General features: G+C 67.0%; 11 protein-coding genes. 10 read left to right on the top strand and 1 reads right to left on the bottom strand.

Annotated features, from left to right (window positions below; genetic code table 11):
• Window positions 1-8: 8 nt before the first annotated feature.
• Genes ACXN5S_RS07170 through ACXN5S_RS07150 form a run of 5 tightly spaced genes read left to right on the top strand, consistent with a single transcriptional unit; the run spans window position 9 to window position 5473 of the window.
• Window positions 9-1607 carry an ABC transporter substrate-binding protein gene (locus ACXN5S_RS07170; RefSeq protein WP_458604719.1) on the top strand — a complete coding sequence of 533 codons (1599 nt, stop codon included), beginning with the start codon at window positions 9-11 and terminating at the stop codon, window positions 1605-1607.
• On the top strand, window positions 1604-2644 hold the full coding sequence (locus ACXN5S_RS07165; RefSeq protein ID WP_458604718.1) for an ABC transporter permease: 1041 nt from the start codon (window positions 1604-1606) through the stop codon (window positions 2642-2644). The genes ACXN5S_RS07170 and ACXN5S_RS07165 overlap by 4 nt, the downstream gene beginning before the upstream one ends.
• Entirely contained in the window at window positions 2641-3486 is an 846-nt protein-coding gene (locus tag ACXN5S_RS07160; RefSeq protein WP_458604717.1) for an ABC transporter permease, read from the top strand. The genes ACXN5S_RS07165 and ACXN5S_RS07160 overlap by 4 nt, the downstream gene beginning before the upstream one ends.
• Window positions 3483-4499 carry an ABC transporter ATP-binding protein gene (locus ACXN5S_RS07155; protein ID WP_458604716.1) on the top strand — a complete coding sequence of 339 codons (1017 nt, stop codon included), beginning with the start codon at window positions 3483-3485 and terminating at the stop codon, window positions 4497-4499. Before ACXN5S_RS07160 ends, ACXN5S_RS07155 begins: the two co-directional genes overlap by 4 nt.
• The gene (locus ACXN5S_RS07150; protein ID WP_458604715.1) at window positions 4496-5473 is read left to right on the top strand and encodes an ABC transporter ATP-binding protein; all 978 of its coding nucleotides are present in this window, start codon (window positions 4496-4498) and stop codon (window positions 5471-5473) included. The genes ACXN5S_RS07155 and ACXN5S_RS07150 overlap by 4 nt, the downstream gene beginning before the upstream one ends.
• 15 nt (window positions 5474-5488) lie before the next feature.
• Here the strand turns inward: ACXN5S_RS07150 and ACXN5S_RS07145 are convergent, their stop codons facing one another.
• Complete coding sequence (locus tag ACXN5S_RS07145) at window positions 5489-6403, bottom strand: LysR substrate-binding domain-containing protein (protein ID WP_458604714.1); 915 nt, start codon at window positions 6401-6403, stop codon at window positions 5489-5491.
• Window positions 6404-6584: 181 nt separating this feature from the next.
• Here ACXN5S_RS07145 and ACXN5S_RS07140 point away from each other — a divergent pair, with 181 nt between their 5' ends.
• The 5 genes from ACXN5S_RS07140 to ACXN5S_RS07120 all read left to right on the top strand — a co-directional run bounded on the left by ACXN5S_RS07140 (window position 6585) and on the right by ACXN5S_RS07120 (window position 11347).
• Window positions 6585-7601, top strand: a complete 1017-nt coding sequence (locus ACXN5S_RS07140) for a hydroxyacid dehydrogenase (protein WP_458604713.1) — start codon at window positions 6585-6587, stop codon at window positions 7599-7601.
• Window positions 7598-8281 carry an RraA family protein gene (locus ACXN5S_RS07135; protein WP_458604712.1) on the top strand — a complete coding sequence of 228 codons (684 nt, stop codon included), beginning with the start codon at window positions 7598-7600 and terminating at the stop codon, window positions 8279-8281. The genes ACXN5S_RS07140 and ACXN5S_RS07135 overlap by 4 nt, the downstream gene beginning before the upstream one ends.
• A 27-nt stretch (window positions 8282-8308) precedes the next feature.
• On the top strand, window positions 8309-9265 hold the full coding sequence (locus tag ACXN5S_RS07130) for a Bug family tripartite tricarboxylate transporter substrate binding protein (RefSeq protein ID WP_458604711.1): 957 nt from the start codon (window positions 8309-8311) through the stop codon (window positions 9263-9265).
• A gap of 117 nt (window positions 9266-9382) precedes the next feature.
• Window positions 9383-9835 (top strand): tripartite tricarboxylate transporter TctB family protein, encoded by a 453-nt coding sequence (locus ACXN5S_RS07125; RefSeq protein WP_458604710.1) that lies wholly within the window; start codon window positions 9383-9385, stop codon window positions 9833-9835.
• A gap of 3 nt (window positions 9836-9838) precedes the next feature.
• Window positions 9839-11347, top strand: a complete 1509-nt coding sequence (locus ACXN5S_RS07120; RefSeq protein ID WP_458604709.1) for a tripartite tricarboxylate transporter permease — start codon at window positions 9839-9841, stop codon at window positions 11345-11347.
• Window positions 11348-11392 lie beyond the last annotated feature (45 nt).

The following is an 11392-nucleotide window of genomic DNA, read 5'->3' as shown; positions in this document are numbered from 1 at the left end:
CGTTTGAAATGAACCGCCGTGGTTTCCTCGGCAGCCTCGCCGCCGCCGGCCTTGTCCCCGCTGGCATGGTGGCCTCCGGCCCCGCGCTCGCCCAGGACGCGGGCGGCATCCTGCGCACGCCCTTCTGGCCGGCGCCGACCTACCTGAACTCGGCCATCTCGACTTCTGGCCCCGAGAGCTTCCTCTCGCCCAAGTTCTACGATGGCCTCCTTGGCTACGACAGCGGCATGGTGCCGAAGCCCTCGCTCGCCACCGCCTGGGAGATCAGCGAAGACGGCCTGACCGTGACCTTCACCCTCCGCGAGGGCGTCACCTGGCATGACGGCGAGCCCTTCACCTCGAAGGATGTCGCCTTCACCTTCATGGAGGTCCTGAAGGTCCACCACGGGCGCGGCGTGAACACCTTCGCCAACCTGACCTCCGTCGACACGCCCGACGAGTACACCGCGGTCTTCAACCTCTCGAAGCCCTCGCCGGCCATGATGCGTGCGCTGGACAGCCGCGAATGCCCCATCCTGCCGGCACACCTCTACGAGGGCACCGACATTATGGAGAACCCGGTGAACACGGCCCCCGTCGGCACCGGCCCCTTCAAGCTGGAAAGCTACGAGATCGGCTCTGCCGTCGTCATGGTGCCCTACGAGGATTACTGGGACGAAGGCTACCCCCTGCTCGACCGCTTCATCGTGCAATTCGTGCCCGACCCGGCGACGCGCGCCGCGATGCTGGAATCCGGCCAGACCGACGCGATCTTCCTCGGCATGATCCCCACGCAGGACATCCTGCGCATCGCCGAGATGGATGGCTTCGAGATGACCACCACCGGCTTCGAGGCGATGCCGAGCGGCATGCAGCTCGAATTCAACCTCGAGAACGAGATCCTCTCGAACAAGCTCGTCCGGCAGGCCATCGCCCATGCCATCGACGCCAACTGGATCCTCGAAAACGTCTTCTACGGTGTGGGCCAGACCGGCGCCTCGCCGCTGCACTACGACCAGCGGCCCTTCTACACGACCGAGGGCGTGCCGAGCTATCCGTTCGACCTTGCCAAGGCCAACGAGCTGCTCGACGAGGCGGGCTACCCGCGCGGCGAGGGCGACATGCGCTTCAAGCTGATGCTCGATCCCTCGCCCTGGGGCACGGATGCGATCAACTCCTCGGCCTATATCCGCGAGGTGCTGCGGCAGGTCGGGATCGACATCGAGGTGCGCCAGCAGGACTTCGCCGTCTTCGTCACCACCGTCTGGACGGAGCGGGCCCACGATCTGGTGCTCTACACCGCCACCATGGGCGTCGACCCGACGATCGGGGTGCACCGCTTCTACCTGTCGAGCAACTTCCAGCCCGGCACCGGCTTCTCGAACGGCGCGCATTACGACAACCCCGAGGTCGATGCGCTCTTGAACGAGGCCGCCATCGAGATGGATGAAGAAGCCCGCATCGCGCAATATGCCGAATTCCAGCGGATCGCCTACGAGGATCTGCCGATCATCAAGATGATTGACATCGCCGCGGCGCCCACGATCGCGAGCACCAGGGTGCATGATTACGCGCCCGACGCGCTCGGCGCCCTCGGCAGCCTCAAGCAGACCTGGGTCGAGCAATGACGCAAACCTCCGGACCCATCACCGGGAACGGGACAAAAAAGGCGGGGCCGTTCGCGGCCCTGTCTTCCCCGCTTGGGCGCTATATCCTGCGCCGGCTGGTCCAGGCCCTCTTGGTCATGGCTCTGGTCATGGTCGGCAGCTTCTTCCTGATGAAGCTCGCGCCCGGCGATTTCGTCGACGTGCTCGCCGGCACGCGCGACCTCACCGCCGAACAAACGGCAGAGCTGCGCGCCCGCTACGGGCTCGACCAGCCGCTGGTGATCCAGCTCGTCCGCTACATGGGGCTGCTCGCGACCTTCGACTTTGGCTATTCGCCCATCAACGCGGCGCCGGTGACGGATGTGATCCTCGCCCGCCTGCCGGTGACGGCGATCCTCGTCGTCGCCTCGGTCAGCCTGTCGATGGTGATCGGCACGCTCTTCGGCATCGCCGCCGCCCGCAATGCCGGCAAGCCGGTGGACCTTGGCATCTCCATCTTCATGCTGCTGCTTTACGCGACGCCCAGTTTCATCGTCGCGATCATGCTGATCCTCGTCTTCGGGCTGAAGCTCGGGCTCATGCCCATCGCGGGCTACGAGAGCGTCGGCATGGGCTATACCGGCTGGCAGCATGTCTGGGACGTGACGCGCCACCTGACGCTGCCCGTCGTCGCGCTCTGCACCTTCTACATCGCCATCTACGGCCGCATCGGCCGCGCCTCGATGCTGGAGGTGATGCGCCTCGATTTCGTGCGCACCGCCCGCGCCAAGGGCATCTCGGAGGGGCGCGTCTTCTACGTGCACGCCCTGCGCAACGCGCTTTTGCCGCTCATCACCATGGCCGGCCTGCAGGTGAGTTCGCTCGTCGGCGGCGCCGTGCTGATCGAAACGGTCTTCGGCCTGCCCGGCATGGGCCGCACGGCCTATGACGCCGTCCTGCAACGCGACACCAACCTGCTGCTCGGGGTGATCTTCACCTCGTCGCTGGCGGTGGTGACCGTCAATTTCGTGATCGACATGCTCTACATGGTGCTCGACCCGCGGGTGAACCTGAAATGACAGGGACCTTCGCACATATCCGGCGGCTCGCCCGCCACCCCTCGGGCCTCTTCGGCCTTCTGCTGCTCGCGGCGATCATCCTGATGTCTGTCTCGGCGGGCTGGATCTTCCCCGAGGGGCCCTGGGCCATGGTCGGCCCGACGCGCCTGCACCCCGGCGTCGACCCGCGCTTCCCGCTCGGGACCGACACCTACGGGCGCGACATCGTCTCCGCCATCTTCTACGGGGCGCGGGTGTCGCTCTTCGTGGGCATCGCCTCGGCGGCCATCGCGCTGATCGTCGGCATCGTCGTCGGCGCCATCGCGGGCTATTTCGGCGGCAAGGTCGATGACGCGCTGATGCGGCTGACCGATGCCTTTCAGACCATCCCGAACTTCCTGCTCTCGATCGCCATCGTCGGCATCATCGGCGCCTCGCTGCCCACGATCACCTTCGCGATCTCCATCGTCGCCTGGCCGATGATCGCGCGGCTGGTGCGGGCCGATGTGCTGCGGCTGCGCACCTATGACTTCGTGCAGTCCTGCAAGATCATCGGCATGTCCGACATGCGCATCGTCTTCCAGCAGATCCTGCCGAACTGCATGGCGCCGATCATCGTCACCACCTCCGTCCTCGTTGCCAACGCGATCATCGTCGAGGCCAGCCTCGCCTTTCTCGGCCTTGGCGACCCCAACGTGATGAGCTGGGGCACGCTGCTCAATGTCGGCCGCCAGCAGCTTCGGACAGAGGCGTATATCACCATCGTGCCGGCCGTCGCGCTCGTGCTGACCGTGCTGGCGCTCAACCTCATCGGCGATGCGCTCAACGACGTGCTGAACCCGCGCCTGAAGGAGCGGACATGAGTCTGATTACCAGCAGCGAGCCGCCCATCCTGCAGATCGACAAGCTGCGCATCGGGCAGGGCACGAAGGCGCCCATCGTCGAGCAGATGAGCCTCACCGTCAGCCGGGGCGAGACGGTCGGCCTCGTCGGCGAAAGCGGCTGCGGCAAGTCGCTGACGGCGCTCTCCGTCATGGGGCTTCTGGCCGGCAACCTGAAGGTCGTGGGCGGATCGATCACGCTGGATGGCGACGAGATCCAGGGCCTCTCGCAAAGGAAGCTCCGGCGCCTGCGGGGCGAGAAGATGGGCATGATCTTCCAGGAGCCGCTGACGGCGCTGAACCCGGTGATGACCATCGGTGCCCAGATCGCCGAGATGGTGCGCGCCCACCGCGACGTCTCGCGCAAGGCGGCGCACGAGCGGGCGCTGGAGCTTCTGCGCCTCGTCAAGATCCCCGACCCCGAGGAGCGGCTGGGCGAATATCCGCACCAGATGTCGGGCGGCATGCGCCAGCGCGTCGTCATCGCCATGGCCATCGCCTGCAACCCCGCGCTCCTGATCGCCGACGAGCCGACCACCGCGCTCGACGTGACCGTGCAGGCGCAGATTTTGGAGCTGCTGGCGCAATTGCAGCGCGAGGAGAACCTCGGCCTGCTCATGATCACCCACGACCTCGATGTCGTGCGCCTCGTCGCCGACCGCATCGTGGTGATGTATGCCGGCTCGGTGGTGGAGGAGGGCGCCGTCGAGGCAGTGCTCGACAACCCGCGCCACCCCTACACGCTCGGCCTCATCTCGGCCCGGCCCACGGGCAGCTTCGCCGCAGGGGCGCCGCGCCTTGCCGACATTCGCGGCAGCGTGCCGGCGCCCGACGACCGCCCGGCGGGCTGCGTCTTCCGCGACCGCTGCCCCTACGCCCAGGAGACATGCGCCGCGACCCGCCCGATGCTGGAGGAGGGGCAGGGCGGCCATGCCGTGCGCTGCCACTTCCCGGTGGATCGCCAGGCCGATGCGCCCAAGGAGCTTGCCCAATGAGTGCCGTCCTCAAGCTGACCGACCTGCAGGTCCACCACGACACCCCCCGCGGCGCCCTGCGCGCCGTCGACGGCATCTCGCTGGAGATCGCCCGCGGCGAGACGCTCGGCCTCGTCGGCGAAAGCGGCTGCGGCAAGTCCACGCTGGCCCGTTGCGTCACCGGCATCGACACGCCCACCGGCGGCAGCGTCGAGATCGAGGGCGTCACCGCCGGGCGTGGCAAGGCGGCACGTCTGCAGCGCGCCCGCAACGTTCAGATGATCTTCCAGGACCCGTCGGGCGCGCTGAACCCGCGCCTGCAGGTCGATCGCATCATCACCGAGCCGCTCAGCGTCGCCGGTGAGGAAAGCCGCTCGGCACGGCGGACGCGCGCTATCGAGACGGCGCACAAGGTCGGCCTGTCGGATTACCACCTCGAGCGGATGCCGCACGAGCTTTCCGGCGGGCAGCGTCAGCGCGTCTCCATCGCGCGGGCACTGGTCTTGAACCCGAACCTGCTGGTCTGCGACGAGGCGGTCTCGGCGCTCGATGTCTCGGTACAGGCGCAGGTGCTGAACCTGCTGCTCGACATCCAGAAGGAGCTCGGCCTCTCCTACCTCTTCATCAGCCACGACCTTGCCGTGGTGCGCTACATCTCGCACCGTATCGCTGTGATGTACCTCGGCCGCATCGTCGAGATCGGCGCGGCGGAGGATGTCTGGGCCGGCCGCCTGCATCCCTATACGCAGGCGCTGATCCACTCGATCCCCGAGGAAGCGGCGAAGTCCGGCCGCACGGTCACCCTGGAAGGCGACGTCCCAAGCCCCGTCAACCCGCCCTCCGGCTGCCCCTTCCGCACCCGCTGCCCCTTTGCGCGTGGCGCCTGCGCGGAGACGCGGCCGGAGCTGCGCCAGGTCGGCAGTCACGAGGTCGCCTGCCATTTCGCCGAGGAGATCGCTGAGACGGGCGGCCTGATGGAGGCTGCCAGGGCCTGAGCGCCGGCTTTCGCCTCACTTGCCCGCCATCTCGGTCGCAGCCTCCTCCCGATGCAGGCCATGTTCGCCGCAGAGTTCGGCCAATACGGTGTGCAGGCGTGCGATGATCTCGGCGCGGGGAGACGACGTGCGCTCGACAATCCCGATCTGCCGCGTCGCCTGCGGCGAGCCGAAGGGAATGCGGATCAGGCCGGCATCCTCCGGACCCGCCAGGGCGACGTGAGGAACAACCGAGATGCCAAGCCCCTGGCGCACGCAGGTGACGATGGCGCTGATCGTGTCGATCTCGGCTACATCCTGCGTCACAACGCCGAGGCGCGACAGCTCTGTGTCGATGAGGTTGGCGAGTGGCACGGCGCTCTTGAAGCGCACATAGGGGCGGGTGTTCAGCAGGCGGAACGGGTCGCCCTCTCCGGTGCCCTCCGGAGCAATCAGCCAGAGCGGTTCGCGCAGGAAGGGGCTCCAGCGCAGGGCGCTCGGCATGCCCATATGCTCGGCCACCATGGCGGCGTCGAGCCGGCCGGAGGCGACGTCGGAAATCAGCGTCGACGACAGCGAGATGCGCAGGCTGGTCTTCAGTTTGGGGTAACGCTCGCGCATCCGCACCAGCGCTGTCGGCAGCAGGTTGAGGGCGCTGGAGCGGACAGAGCCGATCATCAGCGTGCCCGCCATCTGATCGCCGCGCAGCGAGGTCTTCGCATCCTCTTCCAGCAGCAGGATCTGCCGGGCGAGTTCGAGCACCTGTGTGCCTTGCGCGGTCAGCTTGGGCGGCCGCGAGGCCCGGTCGAAGAGCTTGACGCCAAGCTCCTGTTCCAGCGCGTGAATCTGCTGGCTGACGGCAGAGGGGGTGAGGCCCACGATGTCGGCCGCCATGGCGAACGTGCCATGCGAGGCGATGGTGGCGAGGGTCTTGAGCTGGCGCGTATCCATGGGGTCATTCAGTTTTGCTTAATCACCTGTCCAGAATTACGCGCTTTCGTACAGAAGCGCTATCCCTTACGCCAATGGGCGGAGGAACGCCGCCTCGGTCTGAGGAGCCCGTCGCGGATTTCACACACGAGACGTATCCCCCTGGCCGGGTTCTCCCGGGCCAGGCCACGAGAGGCTTGCCATGAGCAAAACGATCCTTGTCACCGGCCCCGATCTGCACCCGTCCGCGGTGGAGATCGTCAAGGCGCACGGTTACACAACCGCCCATACGCCAGCCTATGCCGATAGCGCCAAGATCATCGAACTCCTCGCCGAGACCGGCGCGCAGGGCATCGTCTCTCGCATGGGCCGGATCGATGCCGAGGTGATGGACAGCGCCCCCGATCTCAAGGTCATCTCCAAGCACGGCGTCGGCGTCGACAATATCGACCTTGAAGCCGCCGCCGAGCGGGGCATCCCCGTGATCGTGGCAACCGGCGCCAATGCCGTTTCTGTCGCCGAGCATGCCATCGCGCTGCTGCTGACCGCTTCGAAGCGCATCCTGCCGCTCGATGCCGGGCTGCGCGCCGGGCGCTGGGAGAAGCCGGGCTTTTCGGGCATCGAACTTGCCGGCTCGACCATCGGCCTCATGGGCATCGGCTCCATCGCCCGGGCAACCGCCCGCATGGCGCAGGGGCTGGGCCTGAACGTGATTGCCTACGATCCCTATGCCGACCCCGCCCAGTTCGAGGCGATCGGTGCCGGGCGCTGCGAGAGCTTCGAAGAGCTGGCGAGCCGCTCGAACATCCTCAGCCTGCATTGCCCGCTTACCAATCAGACCCGCGGCATCCTCAATGCCGACGCGCTGGCGCGGATGCCCGAGGGCTCCTTCGTCATCAACACCGCCCGCGGCGGGCTGATCGACGAGGCGGCGCTTGTCGCCGCCGTCCAGTCGGGCCACATCGCCGCCGCCGGGCTCGACAGTTTCGCCACCGAGCCTCCGGGCGAGGGGCACCCGTTTTTCGCCGAACCGCGCATCGTGGTGACGCCCCATATCGGCGGGGTGACGGCCCAGGCCAATGCCCGCGTGGGGCGCAATGCCGTGGAAGGCATCTTCGCCGTGCTCGACGGCGCCCCGCTGCCGCCCGAGCGCATCATCAACCGCAAATTGCTCACGCGCGCCGACAAGCCGCTGCCCGCCATGGAGACCCTGTCATGACCGTTGGATTCCGCATCCTCAACCGCACCGCGACCGCCAGCAAGGAGCTCGTCGATGCCTTCGCCAAGCTCCCGGTGGCGAATGTCTCCGACGCCATGTCGCGCATGACGGCCGCCGGCCCCTCGCTGCGGCCGATGCACGCCTCGGGCGGCATGGCCGGCGTGGCGGTGACGGTGAAGGCGCGGCCGGGCGACAACCTGATGCTGCACAAGGCCATCGACATGGCGGTGCCGGGCGACGTGATCGTCGTCGACGCGGGCGGTGACTGCACCAACGCGCTGATGGGCGAGCTGATGCTGGCCCACGCGATCAACCTCGGCGTTGCCGGCTTCGTCATCAACGGCGCGATCCGCGATGTCGATGCCTTCGTGGAGACGAACCTGCCGACCTTCGCCGCGGGCGTCACGCACCGCGGCCCCTACAAGGACGGCCCCGGCGAGATCAACGTGCCGATCAGCCTGGGCGGCATGGTCATCAACCCCGGCGACATCGTGATCGGCGACGCCGATGGCGTGCTGGCCGTGCCGATGGCCGATGCCGAAGAAATCCTGCGCAAGACCCAAGCCAAGCAGGACGCCGAGACGCGCCAGATGGAAGCGATCAAGGCTGGCAAGAACGACCGTTCCTGGGTGGACGCCGCGCTGAACAAGCTCGGCTGCGCGCTGCCCGAGAATTCCTGAAACCGACTGCATGCAACGGAGGAAAACATGCTGAAACTCGCACTCAACACCACCCTCGCGGGCACGATCGCCCTCGCTGCCGGCGCTGCCATGGCGCAGGACTATCCCGATGAGCCCATCGAGGTCATCGTGGGCTACGATGCCGGCGGCGGCACCGACGTGATGGCCCGCACCGCGGCGCCCTTCATCGAGAAGTACCTCGGCGACGGCGCCAGCCTCGTCGTGCGCAACATGCCCGGCGCCAGCGGCCAGATCGGCATCACCGAGGTCGCCAATTCCGACCCCGATGGCTACACGATCGGTACGTTCAACCTGCCCGGCATGATGGCCCGCACGCTCGACCGTGAAGCCGGCTACGACCGTGACAGCTTCACCTACCTCGCCAACGTCGTGAACGACCCCAACGTGATCGTCACCTCGCACGACAGCGGCATCGAGAGCATCGACGCCCTGATCGCCGAGGCGACCGAGAACCCGGGCGCCGTGACGGTGGGCATGTCGAGCCTTGGCGGCGACGACCACTTCATGCTGATCAAGCTGCAGGAGCTGACCGGCGCCGAATTCACCATCGTGCCCTTCTCCGGCTCTGCGCCGGCGCGGACGGCCCTGATGGGTGGTCACGTGACGATGGGCATCCTCAACATCTCCGAGGTTGCCGAATTTCAGGAAGAGCTGAACGTGCTGGGCGTCGCCCAGGCCGAGCGCTCGCGCTTCGCCCCCGACCTGCCGACCTTCCGTGAGCAGGGCGTGGATATCGTGAACGGCTCCATGCGCGGCTTCGTCGCCCCCGCCGGCCTGCCCGATGATGTGGAAGCCCAGCTGGTTGCCGCCTTCGATCAGCTCGCCACCGACGAAGAGTTCATGGATGCCATGGCCGCCACGGCGAACCCCGTCGAAGTGGTCACCGGCGAAGACTTCCGCGCTCTGACGTCCGATCTTTACGATCTGGCCGAAGGCGTCTGGAACGAGACCCCCTGGAACTAAACTCTCCAGCCCCCCGATAGGGGCCCGAGTGAGCCGGGGGCAGCGATGCTGCCCCCGGCGCTTCAGTACATTCCCCCCCGTGAGGCGCCAATCATGTCCGCACAACATTCATCGCGTATGACCCGGCCGGAGACGATTACGGCGATTGCCATCGCGCTCATCGCTGCCGGGTTGCTTATTCCCGCTGCCGCTCTGCGCCCGATTTCGGCGCTTCTGCCGGCGGCGATGCTCGTCGGCCTGATCGTTCTCGCGGTCTTCCTGCTCATCGCCGACCAGCGCAAGGCGACGCTCGAGCGCAACGGAGAGCGCGAGCCGGCCGGCCCGCTCAGCGACTCGCCGAAACGCGCCCTCGGGGCCTTCGCCCTCATCGTGCTCTACGCGCTGGCTGTCGATTTCGCTGGCTTCTACCCCAGTACCATCGTGATGATCCCGCTGGTGACCTACACCTTCGGCTATCGCTCGATACCGGGCATCGCGCTGGCCACCGCGATCGTCATCGCGACGATCTATCTCATTTTCTCGGTCGGGATGTCGCAGAACTTCCCCACCGGCATGCTCTGGGAGTCGTAGGAAATGTATGGCGACCTTCTGAGTGCGCTGCCCGAAGTTATCGGGTTCACCAACTTCGCCGCCGTGGTCATCGGCGTCATCGCCGGCATCGTGGTCGGCGCCATGCCGGGCCTCAGCGCCACTATGGCGATCTCGGTTCTGGTGCCCTTCACCTTCGGGCTGGAGCCGCTCGTCGCGCTCGGCATGATGGCCGGTATCTACAACGGCGCCATGTATGGCGGCGCGATCCCCGCCGTCCTGCTGCGCATCCCCGGCACGCCGGCGGCCGTGGCCACCACGTTCGACGGCTACCCGATGGCCCAGAAGGGGCAGGGCGGGCTGGCGCTGCAGGTGGCAGTGGTCTCCTCCTCCATCGGCGGCATCGCCTCGGCCTTCGCGCTGATGCTTCTGGCCCCGCCGCTGAGCCGCGTGACGCTGCTCTTCGGCCCGTCGGAAGTGTTCTGGGTCGCCGTCTTCGGCCTCGCCTCGATCATCTTCCTGCTCGGCGGCAACATCGTGAAGGGCCTGATCAGCGCCTGCTTCGGGGTGTTCGTCTCCGTCATCGGCTCTGACCCGATATACGGCTCCGACCGCTTCACCTTCGGCCAGCTGGAGCTGCTCGACGGCATCTCCATCGTCATCCTGCTGGTGGGTCTCTACGCCCTGCCGCCGGTGATCGACCTGCTGGAGACGCCGCTGAAGACCGACGAGGTGAACAACTCCAAGCTCGGGACTGACCCGATCTGGAAGTCGCTGCCCTCGATGAAGGGCTACTGGAAGACCTGGCTGCGCGGCTCGATCATCGGCATCTGGATCGGCATCCTCCCCGGTGCCGGCGGCTCGATGGCAGCCTTCATGAGCTACAACGAGGCGCGCCGCGCCTCGAAGAACCCCAAGGATTGGGGCGAGGGCGAGCCCGAAGGCGTCGCCGCCTCCGAGGTCGCCAACAACGCCGACACCGCCTCGGCGCTGATCCCGGCGCTGACGCTCGGCATCCCAGGCACCGCCGTGGCCGCCGTCATGCTGGGTGGCCTGCTCATCCACGGGCTGCAGCCGGGGCCGATGCTCTTCCGCGAGAACCCGACCATCGTCTTCGGCTTCATGTGGCAGTTCCTCTTCGGCGCCATCCTTCTCGTGCTGCTCGGCGGTTCGCTGGCCACCAACAGCTTCGCCAAGCTTCTGAACCTGCCGCGCCCGCTGCTCGGCTCGGTCATCATTATGCTGATGCTGATCGGCGTCTATTCGATCCACGGGCGGATGTTCGATGTCTACCTGATGCTCGGCTTCGGCGCGATCGGCTGGGTGATGGACAAGCTGAAGTTCCCGCTGCCGCCGGTGGTTCTGGGCCTCATCCTCGGCGCCTTCGCCGAAGAGAACCTGCGCCTCGCCCTTCGGATCGGCCGCGGTGACTGGACGCATCTCGTCTCCAACACCACCAGCCAGATCCTCGTCGCCCTGACGGTGGCCGTGGTTGTGGGGCCGATCATCAAACGGCGCTTCATCGACAGGCGCAAGAAAGACAAAGCGGCCTGACGCAACCGCTGATACGACACCAAGGGGGCCCTCCGGGGCCCCCTT

The organism is Pseudoroseicyclus sp. H15 (assembly GCF_054353345.1).
The sequence above is the reverse complement of the archived record's forward strand: the minus strand, read 5'-3'. Positions and strand labels throughout refer to the sequence as shown.

Excerpts from the sequence above, each read along its gene's own strand:
- ACXN5S_RS07165 (WP_458604718.1), top strand. The coding sequence starts at position 1,604 with ATGACGCAAACCTCCGGACCCATCACCGGGAACGGGACAAAAAAGGCG.
- ACXN5S_RS07155 (WP_458604716.1), top strand. The coding sequence starts at position 3,483 with ATGAGTCTGATTACCAGCAGCGAGCCGCCCATCCTGCAGATCGACAAG.
- ACXN5S_RS07160 (WP_458604717.1), top strand. The coding sequence starts at position 2,641 with ATGACAGGGACCTTCGCACATATCCGGCGGCTCGCCCGCCACCCCTCG.
- ACXN5S_RS07170 (WP_458604719.1), top strand. The coding sequence starts at position 9 with ATGAACCGCCGTGGTTTCCTCGGCAGCCTCGCCGCCGCCGGCCTTGTC.
- ACXN5S_RS07120 (WP_458604709.1), top strand. The coding sequence starts at position 9,839 with ATGTATGGCGACCTTCTGAGTGCGCTGCCCGAAGTTATCGGGTTCACC.
- ACXN5S_RS07130 (WP_458604711.1), top strand. The coding sequence starts at position 8,309 with ATGCTGAAACTCGCACTCAACACCACCCTCGCGGGCACGATCGCCCTC.
- ACXN5S_RS07145 (WP_458604714.1), bottom strand. The coding sequence starts at position 6,403 with ATGGATACGCGCCAGCTCAAGACCCTCGCCACCATCGCCTCGCATGGC.
- ACXN5S_RS07150 (WP_458604715.1), top strand. The coding sequence starts at position 4,496 with ATGAGTGCCGTCCTCAAGCTGACCGACCTGCAGGTCCACCACGACACC.
- ACXN5S_RS07140 (WP_458604713.1), top strand. The coding sequence starts at position 6,585 with ATGAGCAAAACGATCCTTGTCACCGGCCCCGATCTGCACCCGTCCGCG.
- ACXN5S_RS07125 (WP_458604710.1), top strand. The coding sequence starts at position 9,383 with ATGACCCGGCCGGAGACGATTACGGCGATTGCCATCGCGCTCATCGCT.
- ACXN5S_RS07135 (WP_458604712.1), top strand. The coding sequence starts at position 7,598 with ATGACCGTTGGATTCCGCATCCTCAACCGCACCGCGACCGCCAGCAAG.